The sequence below is a fragment of the Pseudomonas sp. Pseusp3 genome (genome assembly GCF_047304225.1).
In the GTDB taxonomy this organism is placed as follows: domain Bacteria; phylum Pseudomonadota; class Gammaproteobacteria; order Pseudomonadales; family Pseudomonadaceae; genus Aquipseudomonas; species Aquipseudomonas fluorescens_CD.
The window spans coordinates 1-21,527 of the sequence record NZ_JBGLYV010000100.1 but is presented as its reverse complement, the minus strand read 5'-3'; the positions used below and the strand labels follow the sequence as shown (position 1 = coordinate 21,527).

General features: G+C 58.4%; 19 protein-coding genes. 6 read left to right on the top strand and 13 right to left on the bottom strand.

Annotated features, from left to right (window positions below):
* Positions 1-245: 245 nt before the first annotated feature.
* The 4 genes from ACCD00_RS25180 to ACCD00_RS25165 all read right to left on the bottom strand — a co-directional run bounded on the left by ACCD00_RS25180 (position 246) and on the right by ACCD00_RS25165 (position 4,553).
* Positions 246-1,151, bottom strand: coding sequence for an amino acid ABC transporter substrate-binding protein (locus ACCD00_RS25180; protein ID WP_413428020.1), 906 nt, complete (start codon positions 1,149-1,151; stop codon positions 246-248).
* A gap of 48 nt (positions 1,152-1,199) precedes the next feature.
* Positions 1,200-2,540 carry a putrescine-ornithine antiporter gene (gene potE / locus ACCD00_RS25175; protein WP_413428019.1) on the bottom strand — a complete coding sequence of 447 codons (1,341 nt, stop codon included), beginning with the start codon at positions 2,538-2,540 and terminating at the stop codon, positions 1,200-1,202.
* Positions 2,541-3,017: 477 nt separating this feature from the next.
* On the bottom strand, positions 3,018-3,890 hold the full coding sequence (locus tag ACCD00_RS25170; protein WP_413428018.1) for a DNA/RNA non-specific endonuclease: 873 nt from the start codon (positions 3,888-3,890) through the stop codon (positions 3,018-3,020).
* Positions 3,891-4,115: 225 nt separating this feature from the next.
* The gene (locus tag ACCD00_RS25165; RefSeq protein WP_413428022.1) at positions 4,116-4,553 is read right to left on the bottom strand and encodes a GFA family protein; all 438 of its coding nucleotides are present in this window, start codon (positions 4,551-4,553) and stop codon (positions 4,116-4,118) included.
* 232 nt (positions 4,554-4,785) lie between these two features.
* Here ACCD00_RS25165 and ACCD00_RS25160 point away from each other — a divergent pair, with 232 nt between their 5' ends.
* The 4 genes from ACCD00_RS25160 to ACCD00_RS25145 all read left to right on the top strand — a co-directional run bounded on the left by ACCD00_RS25160 (position 4,786) and on the right by ACCD00_RS25145 (position 10,464).
* Positions 4,786-6,294 (top strand): PLP-dependent aminotransferase family protein, encoded by a 1,509-nt coding sequence (locus ACCD00_RS25160; protein WP_413428017.1) that lies wholly within the window; start codon positions 4,786-4,788, stop codon positions 6,292-6,294.
* Between the two features lie 112 nt (positions 6,295-6,406).
* Positions 6,407-7,477, top strand: coding sequence for a sugar phosphate isomerase/epimerase family protein (locus tag ACCD00_RS25155; protein ID WP_413428016.1), 1,071 nt, complete (start codon positions 6,407-6,409; stop codon positions 7,475-7,477).
* A 51-nt stretch (positions 7,478-7,528) separates the two neighbouring features.
* A complete protein-coding gene (locus ACCD00_RS25150; protein WP_413428015.1) occupies positions 7,529-8,794 on the top strand; it encodes an MFS transporter in 1,266 nt (421 codons plus the stop codon).
* A gap of 182 nt (positions 8,795-8,976) precedes the next feature.
* Entirely contained in the window at positions 8,977-10,464 is a 1,488-nt protein-coding gene (locus ACCD00_RS25145; protein ID WP_413428014.1) for a sensor histidine kinase, read from the top strand.
* On the opposite strand, the gene ACCD00_RS25140 is transcribed toward ACCD00_RS25145, so the two are convergent.
* Positions 10,465-11,163 carry a response regulator gene (locus ACCD00_RS25140; RefSeq protein WP_413428013.1) on the bottom strand — a complete coding sequence of 233 codons (699 nt, stop codon included), beginning with the start codon at positions 11,161-11,163 and terminating at the stop codon, positions 10,465-10,467.
* Positions 11,164-11,759: 596 nt separating this feature from the next.
* Between ACCD00_RS25140 and ACCD00_RS25135 the strand changes: the two genes are divergently transcribed.
* Positions 11,760-12,038, top strand: a complete 279-nt coding sequence (locus tag ACCD00_RS25135; RefSeq protein ID WP_413428012.1) for a DUF2790 domain-containing protein — start codon at positions 11,760-11,762, stop codon at positions 12,036-12,038.
* A 237-nt stretch (positions 12,039-12,275) separates the two neighbouring features.
* On the opposite strand, the gene ACCD00_RS25130 is transcribed toward ACCD00_RS25135, so the two are convergent.
* From ACCD00_RS25130 to ACCD00_RS25100, 7 genes are all read right to left on the bottom strand, one after another.
* Positions 12,276-13,889: a multiheme c-type cytochrome gene (locus tag ACCD00_RS25130; RefSeq protein WP_413428011.1), complete on the bottom strand. Its 1,614-nt coding sequence runs from the start codon at positions 13,887-13,889 to the stop codon at positions 12,276-12,278.
* Positions 13,890-14,235: 346 nt separating this feature from the next.
* Positions 14,236-14,694 carry a MarR family winged helix-turn-helix transcriptional regulator gene (locus tag ACCD00_RS25125; RefSeq protein WP_413428010.1) on the bottom strand — a complete coding sequence of 153 codons (459 nt, stop codon included), beginning with the start codon at positions 14,692-14,694 and terminating at the stop codon, positions 14,236-14,238.
* 128 nt (positions 14,695-14,822) lie between these two features.
* On the bottom strand, positions 14,823-15,275 hold the full coding sequence (locus ACCD00_RS25120; protein ID WP_413428009.1) for an Ohr family peroxiredoxin: 453 nt from the start codon (positions 15,273-15,275) through the stop codon (positions 14,823-14,825).
* Positions 15,276-15,353: 78 nt separating this feature from the next.
* Positions 15,354-15,794: an Ohr family peroxiredoxin gene (locus ACCD00_RS25115; RefSeq protein ID WP_413428008.1), complete on the bottom strand. Its 441-nt coding sequence runs from the start codon at positions 15,792-15,794 to the stop codon at positions 15,354-15,356.
* Between the two features lie 643 nt (positions 15,795-16,437).
* Entirely contained in the window at positions 16,438-17,055 is a 618-nt protein-coding gene (locus ACCD00_RS25110) for a hypothetical protein (protein ID WP_413428021.1), read from the bottom strand.
* 614 nt (positions 17,056-17,669) lie between these two features.
* Positions 17,670-18,365: a tRNA (adenine(22)-N(1))-methyltransferase gene (locus ACCD00_RS25105; RefSeq protein WP_413428007.1), complete on the bottom strand. Its 696-nt coding sequence runs from the start codon at positions 18,363-18,365 to the stop codon at positions 17,670-17,672.
* A gap of 60 nt (positions 18,366-18,425) precedes the next feature.
* Positions 18,426-19,382: a threonine dehydratase gene (locus ACCD00_RS25100; protein ID WP_413428006.1), complete on the bottom strand. Its 957-nt coding sequence runs from the start codon at positions 19,380-19,382 to the stop codon at positions 18,426-18,428.
* A gap of 96 nt (positions 19,383-19,478) precedes the next feature.
* Here ACCD00_RS25100 and ACCD00_RS25095 point away from each other — a divergent pair, with 96 nt between their 5' ends.
* Positions 19,479-20,297, top strand: a complete 819-nt coding sequence (locus ACCD00_RS25095) for a helix-turn-helix transcriptional regulator (protein ID WP_413428005.1) — start codon at positions 19,479-19,481, stop codon at positions 20,295-20,297.
* Here the strand turns inward: ACCD00_RS25095 and ctlX are convergent.
* Positions 20,242-21,216: a citrulline utilization hydrolase CtlX gene (ctlX, locus tag ACCD00_RS25090; RefSeq protein WP_413428004.1), complete on the bottom strand. Its 975-nt coding sequence runs from the start codon at positions 21,214-21,216 to the stop codon at positions 20,242-20,244. The two genes, ACCD00_RS25095 and ctlX, sit on opposite strands and share 56 nt — an antisense overlap.
* Positions 21,217-21,527: the final 311 nt, after the last annotated feature.

The following is a 21,527-nucleotide window of genomic DNA, read 5'->3' as shown; positions in this document are numbered from 1 at the left end:
CGTTAACGTCCATCGCGAGCAGGCTCGCTCCTACACAGAACCCATCAGGGCAACGCATACACCCTGAACAGTTTCTTCACGGTCGGTTGCTGGCGCGCCTTCTTTCACCATGGTCCCCGCCAATTGACGCTGCTCACCTGTAGGAGCGAGCCCGCTCGCGATGGACTCAAGAACGCTGCGTTCATTCAATGAACACGCGTTTTCGTTAACGTCCATCGCGAGCGAGCTCGCTCCTACAGAATCCATCAAGGCAATGCATACACCCTGAACAGTTTCTTCACGGTCGCGTTGGTCCCGCCCAGATACTGGTCGTAGGCCTTTTCCACGAAGCCCGAGTAATAGGCTTCACTCAGGGCCGTATCGACCAGCAAGCGGAAGTCTTCGTCGTTGCGATCCACGATCATCGCCACCGGCGAATACTCGAAGATTCGGTCCAGGATCATCAGGTTGCTGGCCGCGCCTTCCTTCGCGATTTCGTTTCGCAGCAGCATGCGTTCGGAGAAGAAGGCATCGGCCTTGCCCTGCGCAACCAGCTTGATGCCCTCGTCGATGTTGGCCACGGTCACCAGCGAGGCGATCACGTTCAGCAGGCGCATCTGCTCGCGAATCCAGTCTTCGGTCACGCCCCCTTCAAGGGTCGCGTAGGTGTGGTTGGCCAGCCCATTGTTGATGCTGGCACGCCAGGTCGGGCCGGTATTGGCGACCTTGCCATTGAGCACATTGAGCAAGGGTTCGGCAGCATCGTTGCGCACCACCACCGAAAGGCCGGCGGTGTAGATCGGTATGGAGTAGCTGATCATCTTGCGCCGCTCCAGGGTCGGCGGAGTCGGTGTGCAGAGGATATCGACCTTGCCCTGGCTCACGGCACTGACCTCGTCCGAAATCTTTACAGGCTGGTAGTGCACTTGCAGGTCGGGCAGGCCCAGTTCGCTCTTGAGCTTGTCAGCGACTTTCAGGCACAGGTCGATGGCATAACCGCTGGCTTTATCGCCTTCCTGCTTGCTGAAGGGGGCCAGGTCAGGCAAGTAACCCAGGGTAAAAGTGTGGCTGCTGCGCACGCGTTCAAGGGTGTTGGCGCCGGCCACTAGCGGCAGCGTCAAGAGTGCGAAGGCCAGCAACAGTCTGGTGGTTGTGGCAAATGGTACGTTCATGTCCGGTTTCCCCGTATGCAGATGTCTGTGCAGTCCTGATGGCCACGCCTAAGGATTGCCGGCCCTGGCCTGATTGGCCGGTGTCGCTTCGGTAAAGCGCTTGGCGAGGAATCCATAAAGCAGGTAGCCGACAGCGAGCACCAGGGTGCCGCCCATCACTGCGTCCTTGCCGCAGGCATACAGGGCGTACAAGGAGTACGTTATCGCAATGATCAGTACCACCACGTTGCGCGAGTAGATCGCTTGCGAGACCCCGGCCTTGTGCATGATCACCAGCAGGCCCGTGAGCGCAGTGATATAGGGGATCAGGTTGGTGACCGCTGCCAGGCTGACCAGCTTGCTGAACTGGGCGGCGGCGTCGGGCGAGATGGTCGACAGGGCCATGAGGGTCTGCAGCACGCCGCAGACGATCATGCCGACGACGGGCGCATTCATCGAATTGACCTTGCTGAACAGCTTGAGGAACAGGTTCTGGTCAGCCGTCATCTTCGCGGTTTGCGCCAGGGTGAATTGCCAGCCCAGCAGCGAACCGACACAAGCCATGACCGCCAGGGCCATGACGATATGGCCGACCATCGGACTGAATATCGTGGCGTAGACCAGCGCAAACGGCGCCGAGGACTTGGCCAGCTCGGCGTTGGGAATGATGCCCTGGATGACGGTGGTCGACAGCACATAGACTACGGCGGCACCCAGGGTACCGAACAGGCAGGCCAACGGCACATTGCGCTTGGGGTTTTCCACGGCATCGGTGGCCTGGGCCGCCGACTCCATGCCCAGGAAGGCCCACAGGGTCAAGGGAATGGCTTTGGCGATGGCTTCGGAAGTCGGCAGGCTGTTCGGGTTCCAGGCGGCGGCCAACACATCGGGCTTGAACCAGAACCAGCCGATGATGCTCAGGCCCGCTACCGGGATGATCACGCCCCACACGGTGAATGCGCCGATCTTGCCGGTGATGCCCGGGCCACCGAAGTTGGCGAAGGTGGTCAGCCAGATCAGCGCGATCGTGCCGACGCACAGCGGAATGGCGCCCGTGCCCAGCCACGGCACGAAGGCAGTCATGTAGCCCACCGCCGAAATGGCCACGGCCACGTTGGCGATGGCCAGTGACAGGAAGTACAGGTACGAGCAGAGGAAAAAGCCCGACTTTGAATGGGCTTCTTCGGTGTAGGCGGACAAGCCGCCGGAGCGCGGACAGAACACCCCGCATTGGGCAAAGCAGTAGGCGATGGCCATCGAGCCGATCGCGGTGAAGATCCATGACAGCAGCGAGACGGCCCCCAATTGCGCCATATTGGTGGGCAACATGATGATACCCGAGCCCATCATGTTAACCGTGACCAGCGTCGTGAGCCCCATCAGGCTCATTTTCTTGCTTGAATCAGCCATCGCAAACTCCTTGCCTTGTTCAGAGTCTTGAACCTGGCCTGGCGACGTGCAGCACGCAGCCGGACAGGGGCTAATGCTCACTGCTTGATTACGTAAACCTTGCGGGTCGGGTGCTGCGCAGAATGCAGCTGTCGTCGTGTTCCCGAATCATGGTCACGATCAGGACGAAGAAGCGCTGCGCCAGACAGGAAAATTGCACGGGTATCACGAAAGGAATCCCGGACCCTATCGCTGGCCGCGGTTTTCAAAGCGTTCATAACCAGAATCTCTCGGTCTGCTTGACGTTGAAGTTCCTGGGACGTGTATCTGAGGAGGCATCATGTCCCGGGGTCAGGAGCGATTGCCCTATTGGGTATAGTTCAAATTTCCAAACTGTTACTTCTTGCCGGATTATTTTCCGGACCTTTTTGCTTGGTTCATGGCGATGAAACACCCCATCGGTTGTCTCCAACCTCTGGGGTGCTGTTCATCCCGCCGTCAGGTGCGCCCTGCGGAACCCGTGACCGGTAGATTCCCCAGCAGCTTGAGGCCGGTGCTCTTCACGAAAGTCTCATAGTCCATCGGCCTCTCGATACGGGCTTCACCATTAGGCAGCACGTAGGCCCAGGCACGTTGCGACGATGCGTCGTACACCAGCTTGAACAGGCGCGTCGGCACCCAGACCTGGTTGTCGCCGATGGTGGAATGGCCAGGGTCAAACAGCGGACCGGTAAAGACAAACACGTTGCCATCGGCTCGCCTGGCAAATTTCCTGACATCCGATTCGATCTTGCTCCAGATCTTGCGGTTGTTGGTCGGGTCTTGCGGCACCATGTTCGACAGCGCAAAGGACTGGGCCATGGCATTGGGGTTCGGTGCATCGGCGGCCGGGGATTGATGGCCACGGTCCACGGCTGGATGCTGGCTGCGGTAGTCGCTCAACTCAGCGCGCCCACTCTTGGGGATGCGTGGGTCCGGGTAGAACTGGTTGGTGCGCTCCTCCCCTTTGGCGTCCTGCAACTGGGCTGCATTCAGGCGTTCGACCACGACCAGCGGGGTCTTGCTGGTCTGCGAGTACAGCACTGCGAAATTGTCGGAACACAAAGCCATGGGTTTCATGGTTGCCGGCACAGTCGCGGTGTTGATCGGTTTCGCTGCCGGGAACAGATCTGCGCAGCCGTCAAACGACGCCTGTCTCTGTTTGTTCGAGTAGAGGTCCAGGGCCGCGCTCTGGCTGATCGAGCCCGAGCGGGACGTTTGTTCATGATGCGCAGCGGGCGGCTTGAGCAGATCCAGCAGACTGCGGGCTTCTGCCCCGGAAGAGAGCAAAACAAGGGCCGACAGCCCAACTGCAATTTTGCGTAGGTACATGGGTTAAATCTTCGAATGGAGTTGAGGGGTAACCGTATGGCGAGTCCCGATTCACGGAACCAGGTAGAGGCTGTTGCTGGTTATGTGGCGGCGAGCATGCTTTCACTGTCCTTGATCAAATTGCCGATGCGGGGCCGGTCGGTTCCGGGCAGTTCGTCCGCCGAGGGTCGAACGCGGTTTATTGACCATGCCAGCACAGGTTAGTGCTGGGCAGTGCCCGGAATTCTATTCGTCAGTGTCGACCTGGAGCTCACGCAGAATAAACCCAAGTGAATCCGGGGCTGCGCAATGACTTTTTTCCGAGCGCTGTTCATCCCAGGGCATCGCGTCATCGGTACAGAAATCGCCAACACACTCCATGTTCAACCCGACATCGAGAAGTCCAAGCGGAATCCAGTAGTAAGGCGTCTCGCGAAGAGGATTGGGCACGGTCGAGCCACATTGCGAGCAAAAGTCATTCCTGTAGCCGCTGGGTTTGCGCCAACTGGTGATCGCACCTTGGCCTTCGTCCCAGCGAAAGTCGCCAGCCTTGACCAGCGTGGCGAGATTATGGCCAACCCCGGTTTGCTTGCGGCACAGGGTGCAATGGCAGCGATAAAAAAATCGTGGTTCAACCGCCAGGGAAAAACGTACAGCCCCGCAAAGACATTGTCCTGATGTCATGTGTCGCTCCATTGAAAAACGCTTCACCGGGTTATTTGCCGGCTTGATTGTCGGTGTCGGTAAAGAGGTGGCCGTCATGGTACTGGCCTTTCATTGCCATGGAAAATGCCGTCCCCGGGCGCCGCATCGATGCCTGTGGTGGATGACTTATCCAGCACCGCTCGATACCCTTTCGCATCCAGTTGCCTGACGGCATTCAGGCCAGACCACATTCCATCCAGACGAACAAATAATGAAATCCTCCGCCGGTTTGCTGTTGTCAGGTATCGAGCTGGACCGTGCCAGTTCCATCCCCTTGTACCGCCAGCTCTACTTGCAGATTCGCAAACAGATTCTCAGTGGCAGAATTCAGGGCGGCGTACGCCTGCCGTCCACCCGGACCTTGAGCAAAGAACTGCAGCTTTCGCGAATCAGCATTCTCAATGCGTTCGATCAACTGATTGCCGAAGGTTTTCTGACGTCGCGGACCGGGGCCGGGACCTATGTCGGCCATGAATGGGAAGGCCGCGATATCGATGACGACAAGCACCAGCGCCAGCCTCCTCGCCTGTCCGATCTGAGCCAGTCCATGCTGTCGTTGCGCAGCGATCATTTCCGCGGCGTTTCCTATGCTGACTGGGCGACCGGGAGCCCGACCTCGTTCCTGCCCAGTCACACTGCTTACGATGCGTTCCCGCAAACCGTCTGGAAGCGGCTGTTGAACCGCCACCTGCACAAACCGACCAAGGCCATGCTCGGCTATGGCGAACTGCAAGGATTGCTGGCCCTGCGCGAGGCGATTGCCGAATACGTCTTCGATGCCCGGGGCATCGACTGCAGTGCCGAACAGGTGGTCATCGTTTCCGGCGCCCAGCAAGCCTTCAACCTGCTGGGCATGCTTTTGCTCAATCCGCAGGACAGCTTCTGGATGGAGGATCCCGGGCATATCGCGGCGCGAATTGCGCTCCAGGCCCAAGGGGGGGTGGTCGTGCCGTTGCGTATCGACGAACAGGGGATCGATATCCAGCAAGGCCTGGCTCAGTGTCCTGACGCCCGCCTGGTGTTTACCACCCCTTCACGTCAGCACCCCTTGGGCATCACCATGAGTTACGCCCGGCGCCAGGAACTCATCGACTGGGCCGCGCGCAATCAAAGCTGGATCATCGAGGACGACTGTGACAGTGAGTTTCGCTACAACGGCCGTCCCCTGCCGGCACTCTATGCCATGGACCAATGGGCCCGGGTCATCTACGCCGGAACGTTCAGCAAAGTGCTCTTCCCCTCGCTGCGACTGGGTTACGTGATACTGCCGAACGCCTTGATCGAACCCTTCTGCACCCTGCGCGCGGTCATGGATCGCAGCCCGCCCACACTGCTGCAGGCCGTCACGGCAGACTTCATGCGCGAAGGCCACTTTCTCGGTCATATTCGGCGAATGCGGGCGTTGTACCAGACTCGCCAACAGGCACTGGTCGAACAACTGCAGCAACGATTGGGCACTTTCTTGCGGATCACGCCCGTGGAAGCCGGCATGCACCTGATCGCCTGGCTACCGGCGCATCTCGATGACGACACCCTGGCCAAGGAACTCGGCCAGCATGACATTCATACCTATGCCCTGAGTGACTACTGCGTCGGGCAAGTCTTGCCGCCGGCGCTACTGATCGGATTTGCCAGCACCCCTGAGGACCAGGCCCAAGCGCGCGTCGAGGCGTTTGCCGAGGCCTTGAGCAAGTTGGGCTACCTGCAGCAGGCCACTTGACCCAAGGCAAGTGGTCTTATGATTTAACTGATAATGGATCTATCGAGAGTTCCTGACTGGCGCGATAAAGGCTGCGCCGGCAGACCCGGCGTCTGAACCAGGAACGACTCGAATGAACAATAAGATCCAGGAACGATTCAACGCCTTGCTCAGCCACAAGGCTGTCGAGGCCGGTGCTCCACCCGTACTGACCGAGGCACTGGCCCGCCAGTTGCTCGACCGACTCGGGCAACTGCGCCTGTTTGCACACGCCTACCCCTTGCTGACCAACCTGACCCACGGCCGTGTCACCCCTGGCGACCTGCTGGACTTCGCCTATCGCCACGAACTGCAGGGGCTGAGCCTGCACTTGCTCGACGGTGAGGCAAACAGCCTGAGTCAAATGACGCCCGCACAGCTTCAGGCATTCGCGGCCAAGGCCAGTGCACTCGGGCTGGATGTGCATCTGGAAATCAGCAGCACCTTGAAAAAAGATGTCGATCAGGTGATCGCCATCGCCAAGGCGCTGGGCACCCGCAACATCCGTGTCTACTCACGCTACGAAGGGGCACTGTCCGGGGTCATGGACCTGATCGAGACAGACCTCGGCTACCTCGCGCAACAGGCAGAAGAGCACGACCTGTTCTTCGACTTCGAGCAGCACGAGGAACTCAAGAGTGATGAAATCGCGCAACTGCTGAACCGGCTGAACCACCCACGGCTGCATGCCCTGTTCGATTTCGGCAACATGATCAATGCCTGCGAACAGCCAATGGCGGCACTGCGCACCCTGGCGCCGCACATACGCCAGACCCACCTCAAGGGTGTGCGCATCGTCCCCGAGCAAAACGGCTTCGGGCATTACGGCGTGCTGCAGGGCTGTGCCGAAGACGACCTGCCCAACGCTCGCATGTTGTTCGAACTGCTGATGCTCGGCGAATCAACTCCGCAAGTGATCGCCTTCATTCTCGAGCAGGAAAACCACTACGTCGCCCCGGCGTTCCGCCAGCTTGACGAAGCCGCCGACCCGTTCATCGCGTACCGGGAAATGAGTGAAACAGCGTTGCCGCAAGGCTACTCGCTGGAGCGAATGCTGGCCGATGAACACCGGTGGGCAAACAACCAGGTCGCCTACGTACGAAACCTGTTGGCCGAGTTCCGGACACTGGCCGAGTTGACCCTGGCCCATTGCCCTGACGCCTGAACCTGCTGTGCCGACCGGCACTGCCTATCCAATTACGCCTGGAGAACAATAATGACATCCCAAGACAAGGCCAAATGGCTCAGATTCCTGATTCTCATCCTCGGTGGCGGCACCATCTACAAGCTGGCGAATCTCAAAGACGCCTTCTATATCCCCATGCAGGAATTCATGGGCTTGACCCACACTGAAATCGGCCTGCTGCTGAGCGCCAACGCCATCATCGCCACCGCGCTGTTTGTGGTGGGCGGCATGCTCGCCGACCGGTACGACACGCGCAGGCTGATCCCCATCGGCCTGATCGGTACTGGCAGCCTCGGGCTCTACCTGGCGACCTTTCCGCCCTTCAATAATCTGCTGATCGTGTTCTGCCTGCTGGCCGTATGTGCCGACTGCATTTTCTGGCCTTCGCTGCTCAAGGCCATCCGCAATCTGGGTGACGATCAGGAACAGGGGCGTCTGTTCGGCCTTCTCGAAGGCGGACGTGGCGTCATCGATACCTTTATCGCGTTCGCCGCGCTGGGCGTCTTCGTCGCCATGGGATCCGGTGAAAACGGCCTGAAATCGGCAATCCTCTTCTACTCGGTCATCGACATTCTTGCCGGCGCCCTGACCTGGCTGCTGCTCAAGGGCGGCAGTGCCCAGTCGACCTCCAAGCCGAAGAACGGTTTGGCGAACCTGTTCGAGGCCATCAAGGTGCCGGGTATCTGGCTGGTCAGCCTCAACGTATTCATGGTCTACATCGTGTACTGCGGCCTGACCTATTTCATTCCCTACCTCAAGGACATGTACGAACTGCCCGTGGCCCTGGTGGGCGCCTATGGCATCATCAACCAGTACTTCCTCAAGATCCTCGGTGGCCCCGCCGGCGGTTTCATTGCCGACAAGCAGTTCAAAAGTTCCAGCCGCTATCTGAAATGGGCATTCCTGGCGTTACTGCCGCTGATGGGCGCCATCATGCTCATCCCGAAAAGCCCGGATTTCATCTACGCCGGCATGGCCGCCACCCTCTCCTTCGCGCTGATCGTTTTTTCCATGCGCGGCGTGTTCTGGGCACCCATGGGTGAAGTCGGCATTGCCCCGCACATCACCGGCTCGGCCTTTGGCATAGGTTGCCTGATCGGCTATGCGCCCGGCATGTTTGCCTACGTCATCTATGGCGCAATACTCGACCACTTCCCGGGTCAACAGGGCTACAACTACGTCTTCTCGTTGATGAGTCTGCTGGCCATTCTCGGGTTCATGGTATCCAGCCTGCTGTATCAGGCCGTCCGGAAAAACTCCACGGCCACTGGCAAGGTCAGCACAGCGCAAGCTTGAACTTCGCCAGGACAATCAACCTGACTATCATCCGTGGTGTGTAGTCCATCAGTGAAGCTGTCGGATCGCTATGCAGTGAACTACTGTCAGTCATGGGCATGGCGCCGACAGCCAATCTCCGGATATCCGTCGGGCTGCAGGGTTTCCAGCCGACTTGTCACGATGATCAGGGAACCAGGGCGATGGCAAAAAATGCGAAAGCCGAATCGGAAAACGAGACTCTGATCGCACAGGAGACTGAGGTGTTGGTCGAACCGCCCCCTGTTTCCGGCGTGGTTCGCAATGGCGTCTGGCACACACGGATCTGGGGCCGGGCGCGCAAGCTGAGTCACTCGACCCAGTTTGTGATTGCCGCTGCGGTGATCCTGGGACTGACCATGTTCTTCGTCGGCAATCTGGTTACCGAACGAATAGAAAATGCCGCGGTACAAAGTGCAGCAGAAGCAGGCGCCCAGTACATGGATACCTTTCTGGAGCCCTATGTGCAGGAGATGAGCCGGGACAACGGCCTTTCGGCTGCAAGTGCCCAGTCCCTTGACCGCCTCACCGAAAGCCGTTCGCTTAAACATCACATTGTCTCGGTCAAGATCTGGCGTGCGGATGGCACGGTCATCTACGGCACGAATAAAGCCATCACCAACCGCAAGTTTCCATTGGATGAGATCGCCGAGGCACTCAAGGGCAAAGTAGTCACCGACCTTAAAGACCTGGACGAGGATGAGAACGAGTTCGAGCGCGAACTCAACGTGCCGCTCTATGAGATCTACGCACCCCTGCGGGATTCCAGCTCCGGGAATATCATTGCGGTGGGCGAGTTTTATGAAAAGGCCGATAGCCTCAAGCGCGAGGTCAATCGGGTCCGACAGGAGGTATGGGAGGTCGTTGGCGCCGCGACATTGGCCATGCTGTCGCTGCTTTTCTTCATCGTGCGACGCGGTGACAGGATTATCCAGCAACAACAAGTGGCACTGCACTTGCGGCTGCAGGAGCAAACCCGTTTGCACATCAGCAATGCCGAACTCCAACGCAAGATAGCGACGGCTACCCAGGAATTTTCCCGGGTCAACGAACTCACCTTGCGGCGCATTGGTGCAGACCTGCACGATGGGCCGGCGCAGTTATTGACCTTGATTCTGATCCGGCTCGACGACCTGGCCGAAAACTGCTCCGCAGTCGATCAGGAGTCGATGGAAACCATTCGTGGCGCCGCCACCGACGCGTTGCGGGAGGTCCGCGATTTATCACGGGGCCTGGCACTTCCGGAAATCAATGACGTGAGCCTGGTGGAAGAGTTGCAACTGGTGGCGCAACGGCACGAGCAACGTACCGGCACCAAAGTCACATTAACCCTGGGGCCGCTACCGAAGGCCGCGCCACTGCCGCTCAAACTCTGTTTGTACCGTTTTGTACAAGAAGCTCTCAACAACGCTTACCGTCATGCCGACGGCGAGGGGCAGGTCATCCAGGCACAATATCTTGATGAAGTATTGAACATCAGCGTCAGGGACAGTGGTCCAGGCATGGCGGCGGACGCCATGCTGCAAGAGACATCCGGCAGAACCCGATTGGGGCTCGTCGGTTTGCGTTATCGCGTCGAGTCTCTGGGCGGGTTGTTCAGCATCGACTCCGGCGCCACGGGTACGTCGGTCAATGCACAGTTCAAACTCTAGTCAGGAGCCGCTCCGGGAATCCATTGGTGTTTCCCCTGCGCCGATGTGCAGGCGCCCGACGGCTTCGTGTTCGGTATAACGCCGCAGGGCCGCGACCGCTTCGACACGATTTCGGGCGTGCAGTTTCTGCATCACGCAGCCCATGTGGTGCTTGACGGTTTTTTCGCTGATCAACAGCTTTGACGCAACTTCCCTGTTGGTCAGGCCTTTTGATACTTCACGAATGACCTGCTCCTCGCGATGGGTCAGATCACCCTTGTGAATTTCCGCTTCGTGTTGCTTGCTGTTACTGCGCAGTTTGTTGGCAAACTCGGGGGTGATATACGTCTCACCCTTGGCAACCGATCTGATCGCCAGGACCAGTTCCGGTCCGCTGACACCTTTCAACACATACCCGCTAGCGCCGGCCTCCAGTGCCATGAAGGCGTCATCTTCGGATTCCGAAACCGTCAGCATCAGCACCTTCACATTTGACAGCCGGGTGGAAATGAAGCGCACCGTGGCGAAAACATCGCCCGGCATATTGACGTCCATCAGCATCACATCCGGCCGCACCCTCTGGGCAATATCCCTGGCATCGTCTGCATTGGCGCCCTGCTCCACGACCTGAAGATCCGCCCGTTTCCTCAATGTATTGGCAACACCCTCACGCAACATCGGATGATCGTCGGCAATGCAGATGCGGATGACTGGATTCATGACGCGCTCCCAAAAGGATCAGCACTGGAGTACTCATTGATTAATAGCAGGGAAGCCGGGATAACGCCGGTCACCCGTTGTATGTCCCAGGCTCCAGGCGTTGGGAAATAAGACTTAGGTCGGATGAAAATTCGAGCTTCAACAAGCATTCATCATGACAAGGCTCTGAGATTCACACCCCAACCCATTGTTTTGAAAGACCTTTGAAAACGCCATTGAACGGAGGGGTCCATAAAACCCGGATCCATCATTCATCCGACCAACAGCCGCTCTCCCGCGCCCGGGTACATACAGCCAGAGCACTGAACATTTCTCCGCCGTTTTCGCACCATGAAACGTCACAGCCGCCGCGTGAAACCTTGCGCAAAAATCCGTCATGACATGTTATGACCTCATCCCAAAAAGGCGTTTGGCCCAACAAATACGGCGTTTAAAGGACGAACGGTCGCAAGGCGTCAAGCCCGAGGAATAGCCGGGAGCCTGAAGCCACTACAGGCGAGCCGGGCCGGTGCGTTCGTCGCGGTTTAGTGAACTTCACTTTCAAGGCGTGTCACATGAAGTCCTTGTCAAGCGAACAAAAACAGAGGTACAGCGTTATGAATATGGCCACAATTGTCAGTGCCGTGATTTCCAGTCTCGCCCCAAGTGTCTTTGACCAGAACGGCCTGCAAGAACCCGGCGCGCATGTTTCGGCCGTCGAATACCACTACGGAATGGAAATCGATGTGAAGCGGGTTCTGCAGCGCACCGACACATCCGACAAGACCGGCATGGTACCGGTGACCCTGGTCTACGAAGACAGCGAGGGTGAGGTTCACAAGATCCGTTTCCTCGAATGGGGTGGTAGCCCGGCCAGTCACACGACTGTGGCCTGATCCGCTCGTCGAATGGGTTCTGGCCCTCGCCAGCGCGGCACAGGCCTGAACCCCGACTCGCTCCTGTCGCAGGAACTCGTCCACCGTCGTGGTGCTGATGTTTCGGGAGCAAGCCTGAAGGCGCTACCAACTGCACCTGGCACTGCGTGAAAAGCAAATCCCTCCGCTTTTTCGCTTTTGCAAATTCAGGCAGGGTATCCAGCCAAGGGCCCGGCTACAGATCACACGGATATGCCGCTATCGGCGGGACGCAGTGATCGGGGACAAGGGGACGCTCTGCGTGACTTTGGCCATCTCGGTGATTTCCACCTTCAACTTATCCTTGCCGAGCAGGTAGTCGGCCAGCTTCTGCGAAAACGGCCAGTAGTTCAGGTTGGCAGTCAGGGTCAGCGGCCCGACGGCGTCGGCCGGCACCAGGAAGGAGAATTCCCGGATATCGTAGCCTTTGGGCAGAATGCGGTTGTCCGATAGAATTTGCGTGGCATTCCAGACCTCGACGTCCAACGGATTGCCGTCCTTGTCGCCTATGTGCACTTTGAAATTTCGTGTGTCGTTCTCGGTCTTGCCATCCTTGATCGAACCCAGTCGATAGAGCTCGCGACCACCGGCATCCTGCACCCGGAAATCGATCCACATCTCCCGTCCCTCCGGAAAGCCAGTCGGCAGCTTGTGTCCGGCGCCGACATTGGAAACCTTGACTGCGACCGAGGTGTATTGCCCGGGAATGATGGTTGCCGGCAGTTGCTCGAACTTTATTTCCGCCGCGCGCCCGAGCATGTTGCGTGCGCGTTGCGCGCCCTCTTCCTGACCGAGATGCTTGAGCATCATCGCGTTGGCTCCGCTGAACCAATGCGAGGAAACCTCCTCGCGGTCTGGCCCCATGATCGCGGCCTTGCCCGCAAAAACCGGCATGTGGCAGCTCTGGCAGGTGACATCGTTAAGGCTGTAGGCGCTCTCCTGCCACTCGTCATAGGTGCGCTCGACCGCCACACTGCTGAACGGGTGCGTAACGTTGTGGCAAGTGCCGCAAAAATCCGAGCGCGTGTGCAGAGCGGAATACACGGTGTCGTGATAAGGCGAAACGGCATCTTTACGCGGGCCGAACTTGGTCGGTTTACCGTGCGCTCGAGGGCTCAGCACATAGGCGCCGTTATCGAGGCCCGTACGGGCGCTGATGTTGTGGCAGGTCTCGCAATCGACCCCGGGCATCGGGTGATTCTTCGCGCTGTCTTCAATCGAGGAGCGATTGACTTCCGAATTGATCTGCCCGGTCGTGAGACCGATCGGGGTATGGCAGCCGGTGCAGAAGTTGTCGACCTTGCCCTCGGTGGCCGAACTCGCGCGCTTGAGCAAGGCCCGATAAACAGGCTCATCCCAGGCCTGGGACATCATCGACGAGCGCCACTGCCTGTAGATCTCCGTATGGCAAGCGCCACAGACCTGGGCATTGTCGAAGTCCTTCACATTCAAGACCAGGTTGCCGGGGGTGTTGGCCCGATGCGGAAAGAACGGCATCCCGCCAGTCACATGCATGAGCCTGGAGCGTGCCGGCTCCAGCCACTTCTCATTAGCTTGATTGTCATTGCCCTGAGGTTCGTCGGCTGCCACCAGCGTTACCATCAGCAGGCAAACCAGAAAACACAAAAGTCGGCGAGCGAAAGGTCCGAACAGCAGGAAAAACGGTATGAACAATGTCGCCAGGGAAATATTCAAATCGACAATGGCCAGCTTGACGGCTGTCGGTACATTGAACAGCGCCGTGTAAGCGCCGGCGCAGATCGTCCATAGAATGATCAGTACCGAAAACCCGTGCAGCGCTACCTGCGCACACGTATATCTGGAGTGGCTCATTGGCATTTCCCCTGGACGGTCGCAGAGGATGACTGCAGCACTTCTATTGAGTAGCCAGGGGTATTTCGTGATGCAAACCGATGGTTACATGCGATCACTCAATGGAGTACTGACAGCTCCACAGCTTCCCGACTTTGCACCTTTCATGAATGGGATAGGCTCACTCAGCAATTACTCTGCCACCCTTGCAGCAATATATGTGCGATGACCTGAGTGCCCAGCAAACATTGGCCGGATATTGAAATATTATGCGAATGAAGGCGCGAATACTGCTGAGCAATAGCACCCATTAGTGGGGGGAGTTCACTCCGAAATCGGGGGGACCACTCGCTTTACTTGATACAACTTACTCTCTGTCTTTCGTCGTCCGGATGAGATTACCCCGCAACTTCACAATTGCCTTCTGCATTTGCACGAAATCGTCGGGATCAAGACCGGTTTGCGGGAAGCCGTCTTCGGAGAGGTCTTCACGCAGTTTTCGCCCCTCTTTTGTGAGATTGATCCGCACTTGGCGTTCATCTTCCGGGTCGCGCTGGCGTAGCAGATAACCCATCGCTTCCAGCTTCTTCAGAATCGGCGTGAGGGTATTGGATTCAAGAAACAGCTTTTCGCCGAGACTGCCAACGGTCTGGTTATCTTCCTCCCACAATGCAACCAGGGTGATGTATTGCGTATAGGTCAGGCCGAGCCGCTCAAGCATCGGCTTGTAGGCCTTGCCGAACGCCAGGTTGGTGGAATAGACCGCAAAACACAGGAAGTCGGAGAGTTTGAGATCCAGGGCGGATAGCTTGCCGGTGTTTTTCATGGGGGGTTCCCTTGGGTCAATCTTGCGAGACCGAGACTATACATCGTACGCGATGGTATCGGAAATGCGTATAAACACCGAAGGCCGGTTCACCGGGGAAATCCCCGGTGAGCCAGCCTTCGCGTGGGTCATGCCGTCAGGACATTGATGTCGACATCAATGTTGCCGCGTGTAGCCTTGGAGTACGGGCAGATTGCATCGGCTTTGTGGGCCAGTTCAGTCGCCACCCCGTGATCCAGCCCCGGTACGCGCAATGTCAGCCGCGCCTGGAGAAAGTACGCCGCGCCGGTCTGGCCCAGATCGACCTCAATGTCGACGGCCGTGTCGGCCGGCAGTGCCACCTTCAATTGCTGGGCAGCCAACCCCACCGCTGCGATGTAGCAGGCCGACCACGCTCCGGCGAACAGTTGCTCGGCTTTCGGGTGCGGCTGGACGGCGGTAAGCACGTGTGCCGGTGTGTCGCTGCCTGGGGACGACAGTACGATGTCGAGGTTGCCGTTATGGCCGCGCGACGTGTTGCCTGCGCTGTTGTGAGTGGTGTGGGTTTTGCCGCTGGCCAGTACTTTTTCGATCTTGCTCATGATGGTTTCCTCAGAATTACAGTCAGTTATATTCGTATACGCTTGTATCGTATGCGATATTAGCGATGCACCCAAGCATCACTCCGTAATAACGTTCAGGGCAACGTCGATATTGCCGCGTGTGGCTTTGGAGTAAGGGCAGATGGAGTCGGCGATATGCGCCAGTTCGGTCGCGACCTCGTGTGCCAGACCTGGCACGCGCAGTGTCAGTCGGGCCTGAAGGAAATACGCCGGACCAGTCTGGCCCAGGTCCACTTCAATGTCGACGGCCATGTCCGACGGCAACACGATATTGCGTTCCTGGGCCACCAGCCCCACTGCCGCGGTGTAGCAGGCCGACCAGGCCCCGGCAAACAGTTGCTCGGCTTTCGGGTGTGGCTGGACGGCGGTAAAGACGTGGGCCGGCTGGGCGGAACCGGGCGACGACAGCTCGATATCCAGGTTGCCGTTGTGACCACCGACACGGCTGTGAGTGGTGTGGGTTTTGCCGGTAGCCAGTACTTTTTCGATTTTGCTCATGGGGATTTCCTCAGGGCTTAATGTTTCGTACGATTTTATCGTGTGCGATGTATGTGATATTAAAAAACACAACGTCCATCAATTCGCGTGTGCAATGATCCAGTTGTTGCCGTTGTGGCCATGGGAAGCTTGAGCGGTGGAGCTGATCATTTTGCGGCTGCTTCCGGTGTTCATGGCTGAATCTCCAAACGGCAAGGACTGTCGTTGATTGTAATCGCATTCGACTAGATCGCATGCGATTGATGAATACTCAGCCAAAGTCCCAATGATGTCAAAGCTTATTTTTTTGCTTGGCGATGAGCGGTAGGTTCAAGGCCGACCTTGCTACCCTCCCCTCGCCGAACGGTTGATTGCCAGCTTTCGTTCGGCGGCACAGGAACTGAGCTCGTCCCAGAGCACGCTGACAGACATAAAAAAACCGGCCAATCGAGCCGGTTTTCTTTGACCTCCCAATACCCACACGCACAAAAAACCCCCTCGCAAGGGGGTAATGCTGTAGGAGCGAGCTTGCTCGCGATGGTCGTTAACGATGCCGCGTGTTTACTGGCTAAACACAGCGCTCTTTAGTCCATCGCGAGCAAGCTCGCTCCTACAGGAGGGGGGTCTGATGTTCGTAAGGTGCAAAGGGTTTTACCCGATCAGCTCACCGCGCAGGAATTCCAGCGAACATCCAGGTGGTCTCTTCAACAGGCGCTGCCGCATTGCGTTTACGGGCCCACTGAGTCAACGCCACCATCATCGCAAAGCCGAGCACGATCAACACCGGATAAGCCATCAGCAGTTCGGTGAGCGAATATTTCCAGGCCAGCGGTCGTCCGACACCGAGCATGGCGGCATACAGCCAGGACACGCCCGACAGTGCACCAGAGAACAAGGCAAACATTCGTACATTGATCTGCAGATCAAGCAACGATCCGGCCTTCAGCATTGCCGGCAATACATAGCGGTGCAACAACATGCCGTTGAATGTCAGCAGCAAAACTATAATGACTTTGGCTTGAAGTTTCGGATTGGCGAAATAGGTCATTCCTTTATCAAGATAATCAATGCCAATAATCGCAGCGCCGGTCACCCACAAGAATATCAGCGCATTGGAAACAGACTTCTGAAGACTGGCCATATGATCATTGTCGTGCCCCGACGACACGCGACCGTTCAATAAGTCCTTGACCATTGCGGCATCGCTGGCAAACACCAGACCAATGGCTACGCAGCAAGCCAACAGGTGAACGTAAACAACTCCTAAACGTAAAAACTCCATGGATTCTTTCTGGCCGAACAGGCCGATAATTGTATTAATATCCACGATTACATCTCCACTTATTGCGGCAGTGCAAATTGACCATGTTCCAGGCTCGCGAGTTAATTAATTAATCGCGCCGACAGGATCAAGTTTGCAATGATTAAAGCAACTGAATAATTTGGGATTACAAGAGAGAGCGACTCGCCCAGCGAGTCAGTGATGACGGCATAATATCACTCCAGGTCTCAGGTAAAAAAAATCCCCATGTGCATTCCATTCGATGCAGATGAGGTATTCGTCCATTATTTTTCTAGTGAGTGCAACGCGAAATCTCGAAGGATCCGCCTGCTGGAGCATAGGAGCGCTGCATTTCCCGATCGTTCATTTTTCGAGCAAAACGCTCGACAAACGGTACTGAATCCAGCGCCCGGAAGTACCTCTCACCTTCGCTGAAACCCGCGTAGCTATGCGGCTGAATCGTTTCCGAAACCACTCCTGAAAAAAACCGCCATCGAGTCACATTTATATCGCCTGACCCGACCGATGGTGAAAATTGTCGACAGGTCGTCGCCCGGAAAAAGCGGGATCCGGCTTCCGTGCAAGCGAAGACTCGTAGCAATCCCGGAACGGGCTCAAGCCAGCAATCGGGAGATCCACCGGGCCTGGCGCGCGATGTCCTGCACCTTGTCCTCGGGCACGGCCTGACGCGCCCGGGCAAAGTGGGCCAGGGTCTTCTGCTTCTGGCGCAGCTTGCGTTGCCACTTGATCAGGAACGCGGGACTGCGGGCCTGCATCTGCAACGGGCCGAAGTACAGCTCCTCGGCGGTATACATCACTGGCGCGGCGCGCTCGGCGACGATGATTTCGTAGTCGAAACGATTTTCCCGCAGCACTTCTTCGCAGAGGATGCGATAGCCATTTTCCATCAGCCATTGGCGCAGTGGCTGCTCGCCGCCGTTGGGTTGCAGGATCAGGCGCTCCTGACCGCTCAGGCAAACCTTGCCGCTGTCGAGGATGTCGCGGATCGTTTCGCCGCCCATACCGCAGATGCTGATCGCCGTAATCCCGTCTCCCGGCTCGATAGCCGCCAGGCCGTTGGCCAGGCGCACGGTGATCTGCAGGTCCAGGTCATTCTCGCGCACGGTGCGTTCGGCCGAACGGAATGGCGTCAACGCCACCTCGCCGGCCACCGCCGAGGTGATAGCGCCACGGCGCATCAACGCCACCGGCAGGTAGCCATGATCCGAGCCGATATCGGCCAGACGCGCACCGGCTGGCACATGTGCCGCCACGCGTTCCAGGCGCATGGACAATGTCTGTTCGTTCAACTGCGACCCCTCTTCACCAGCAACGTCCGGCGCCTCTGGCCGGATCGGGGCGCGATTCTGTCACGCAATCACTCGCGCATACACCGATCTGTCGACGTTTCCGCCGGACAGGATCACCCCCACCCTTTTCCCCGCCATGTCTTCACGCTCGGCAATGAGCGCTGCCAGCGCCGCCGCACCGGCCCCTTCGGCCAGGTTGTGGGTATCGGTGTAATACACGCGCATGGCCTCGGCAATCTGCGCATCACTGACCGCTACAATCCGCGCCGCACCTGCCGCATACACGGCAAAAGCTTCTGGCACTGGCTTGCGTACGGCCAGACCGTCGGCAAAGGTGGTTGCCGAGGCGGTTTCGCATATGACTCCGCTATTAAACGATAACTGTGCGGCCGCCGCTTCTGTGGACACCACGCCCACCACCCGGGTTTGCAGGCCCAGCGCATCGCGGGCGGCGATCACCCCACTGATCCCCGATCCACAGCCAATCGGTACATACACGGTATCCAGGTCAGGCGCAGCATTGAACAACTCCAGCGCATAAGTGGCGACGCCTTTGACCAACTCCGGGTGAAACGGCGGAACCAGGAACAGGCCATGCGCGCGCGCAAGGCGTGCAGCTTCCTCACGGGCTTCATCGAAGTCGCGGCCATACTCGACCACTTCAGCGCCAAAGCCGCGCATGGCGTTGTTCTTTTCTACCGAGTTACCTTCCGGCACCACGATCAATGCCTGCAAGCCCAGTGCGCCCGCCGCCAGCGCCAGGCTCTGGCCATGGTTGCCGCGGGTAGCGCTGACAATCCCCTTCGCTTCCGGGTGTTCGCGCTTGAGCCAGTGCATGAAGGTGATGCCGCCGCGCACTTTGAAAGCGCCGGTAGGCGTATGATTTTCGTGCTTGACCCACACCGTGCAACCCAACCGTCGGGCCAGCAAGGGCCAAGGGTACTGGGCGGTGGCAGGCATTACCTGGTAGACGTTGCGGGCAGCCTGTTCGATATCGTCGCGAGTCAATTTGTGCATGAGTTGTCCCCCTGAGATTTTGCCCAGTCTGCACATGGGCACCGTCTTGCGGCTTTCAGAAAACTGACCTGACTTTTACGCCTCACCTTCACTACTATGGTGTTCATGAGTCATCGAAACCGTCTGCCGCCACCGCTCCCGTCCGAACCGATCCGCCGTATCGAGGCAGGCCCCTGGGCGATCGAATTGCTGCCTGGGCGCGCCTACGCCACCCGGTATGTAGCGACCCAGGCGGGCATCGGTTTTGCCTTCGACAGCCAGCGCGGCCTGCACGCTATCGGCAGCGACCGGGTACAACCCTTCGCTGCCATGCCCAACGGCCTGGCGTTCATCCCCGCCGGATGCGACGTGCTGTCCGAATCAGCCAAGGGCGGTGAATATCTGCGGGTGATACGCACCGACGGCATTGCGTTGGTGGGGGATCGAGCCTTCAACAATCGCATCGATCCGCAAGCCACTGTCCTCGCGCGGCGAATGCGCGCCGCGCTGTTGCAGGCCTCCGTGGACGACGATTGGGAGGCCTGGGCACTCGCCTTGTCCGAGCGGGCGACGGGTAGCGAAGCCCTGTCGACAGCGCCCCATGGCTCGATAACCGGCCAGCGGATGCGCTTGCTCGATGAGTTCATCGATGCCGGCCTCGATGGCCCGTTGAGCGTATCGACAATGGCGGGCCTGCTTGGATTGTCCGAAGGCTATTTCATGCGGGCATTCAAAAACGCCACAGGCAAAAGCCCGCACGCTTACCTGATCGACCGACGCCTGGCCAAGGCCCGAGCCCTGATGCTCGACTCAACGGCTACGCTGACGGAAATCGCCTACGCCTGCGGTTTCAACTCCCAGGCGCACATGGCGACCACCTTCAGGCAACGCCTTGGCGTGAGTCCGGCGCAACTGCGTCATCACACCCGCTCCTAGCCGGAGATCGTTTGGGCAGGAATACCTCGGCCAGCATGCAGCGTGCACTGCCGCCGCCAATGCGCTCGATGGTGTCGATGTTCACCGGCAACGGCGTGGTGTGAGTTTCGATCAAGCGACGCTGACCGGCGTCCAGCGATTGCCAGGCGGTGCGCGACATCACCAGCAGCGGCTCGCCCGCTGCGTTGTGCACTTGCAGCATGTTGCCGGCAAAGGACTCCAGCTGTGCCCAGTTCAGGGCCACGACCTGTTTGCCACTGGATTCGAGCCGTTCACGCAGCGCCGCACGTTCACCTGGTTGAGGCACGGATGCCAGGCACGCCACCGCCAGGCGGGTGCCGACACTCATCATCACATTGGTGTGATAAATCGCCACGCCCTGGCGGTCCACCGCGTTGAACGCACACAGCTCATAGCCCAAATGGCTGACCAACTGATCCAGGGCCTGTGCGTGGGTGCGCGTGGAATACCCGGCGTAGCAAATCCGTTGTTGCCGATCCAGCACCATGCTGCCGGTGCCCTCGAGGAAAATCTCCTGCTCTTCGAGGCTGGACAGGTCCAGCACCTGCTCGACCCGGTATTCGCCCAGCAACCCGTCGAGTACACCTTTGTCCCGCTCCAGGCGCCGGTTGTGGCCCTGCATCGGGTACAACACCAAGGTGCCGTCCGGGTGGGTGCTCCACCAGTTGTTGGGGAAGATCGAGTCCGGGGTATGCGGCGCTTCGCGATCGTTATGCACCAGGACCTCGACGCCGTGCCGACGCAACGTGGCGACATAGCCATCGAACTCGGCAAGGGCCTTGAGTTGTACGTCTTCGGCTATGGCTGCCGGACGCTGGAAACGGTTGTTCGCCGCCGTGTCCTGATTGAAGGAGAAACGTGTCGGGCGAATCATTAATACCGTGTTGGTGGTTTGCATGGGCACAGACTCATGAGGGTCGAGAGGGGCTCATTGTCTGTTTCGAGGCGGGAAAATCCCGGTTGATAACGGCTGTCGGGGTGATGAAAACGGCTGAAGATTCCGGGTTGTCCAGCCGATTCGGTGAGGCTGCGGAGGCAGCCCTTTCAGGTGTACATATCCATTGCTGCGGTAACGGCCGTTAACGGTTCCGCCCTTACGGCGGGTCACTTTGGAAAAGCCCCAAAGTAACCAAAGGGCTCTTGCCCCTGACGTTCGGTGCCTCGCCAAGGCTCGGCATTCCCTCGCTCCGGTCCTGCTCCGTGGGCCCG

Coding starts and splice junctions, on each gene's coding strand:
- ACCD00_RS25180 (WP_413428020.1), bottom strand. CDS start 1,151: ATGAACGTACCATTTGCCACAACCACCAGACTGTTGCTGGCCTTCGCA.
- potE (WP_413428019.1), bottom strand. CDS start 2,540: ATGGCTGATTCAAGCAAGAAAATGAGCCTGATGGGGCTCACGACGCTG.
- ACCD00_RS25170 (WP_413428018.1), bottom strand. CDS start 3,890: ATGTACCTACGCAAAATTGCAGTTGGGCTGTCGGCCCTTGTTTTGCTC.
- ACCD00_RS25165 (WP_413428022.1), bottom strand. CDS start 4,553: ATGACATCAGGACAATGTCTTTGCGGGGCTGTACGTTTTTCCCTGGCG.
- ACCD00_RS25160 (WP_413428017.1), top strand. CDS start 4,786: ATGAAATCCTCCGCCGGTTTGCTGTTGTCAGGTATCGAGCTGGACCGT.
- ACCD00_RS25155 (WP_413428016.1), top strand. CDS start 6,407: ATGAACAATAAGATCCAGGAACGATTCAACGCCTTGCTCAGCCACAAG.
- ACCD00_RS25150 (WP_413428015.1), top strand. CDS start 7,529: ATGACATCCCAAGACAAGGCCAAATGGCTCAGATTCCTGATTCTCATC.
- ACCD00_RS25145 (WP_413428014.1), top strand. CDS start 8,977: ATGGCAAAAAATGCGAAAGCCGAATCGGAAAACGAGACTCTGATCGCA.
- ACCD00_RS25140 (WP_413428013.1), bottom strand. CDS start 11,163: ATGAATCCAGTCATCCGCATCTGCATTGCCGACGATCATCCGATGTTG.
- ACCD00_RS25135 (WP_413428012.1), top strand. CDS start 11,760: ATGAATATGGCCACAATTGTCAGTGCCGTGATTTCCAGTCTCGCCCCA.
- ACCD00_RS25130 (WP_413428011.1), bottom strand. CDS start 13,889: ATGAGCCACTCCAGATATACGTGTGCGCAGGTAGCGCTGCACGGGTTT.
- ACCD00_RS25125 (WP_413428010.1), bottom strand. CDS start 14,694: ATGAAAAACACCGGCAAGCTATCCGCCCTGGATCTCAAACTCTCCGAC.
- ACCD00_RS25120 (WP_413428009.1), bottom strand. CDS start 15,275: ATGAGCAAGATCGAAAAAGTACTGGCCAGCGGCAAAACCCACACCACT.
- ACCD00_RS25115 (WP_413428008.1), bottom strand. CDS start 15,794: ATGAGCAAAATCGAAAAAGTACTGGCTACCGGCAAAACCCACACCACT.
- ACCD00_RS25110 (WP_413428021.1), bottom strand. CDS start 17,055: ATGGAGTTTTTACGTTTAGGAGTTGTTTACGTTCACCTGTTGGCTTGC.
- ACCD00_RS25100 (WP_413428006.1), bottom strand. CDS start 19,382: ATGCACAAATTGACTCGCGACGATATCGAACAGGCTGCCCGCAACGTC.
- ACCD00_RS25095 (WP_413428005.1), top strand. CDS start 19,479: ATGGTGTTCATGAGTCATCGAAACCGTCTGCCGCCACCGCTCCCGTCC.
- ctlX (WP_413428004.1), bottom strand. CDS start 21,216: ATGCAAACCACCAACACGGTATTAATGATTCGCCCGACACGTTTCTCC.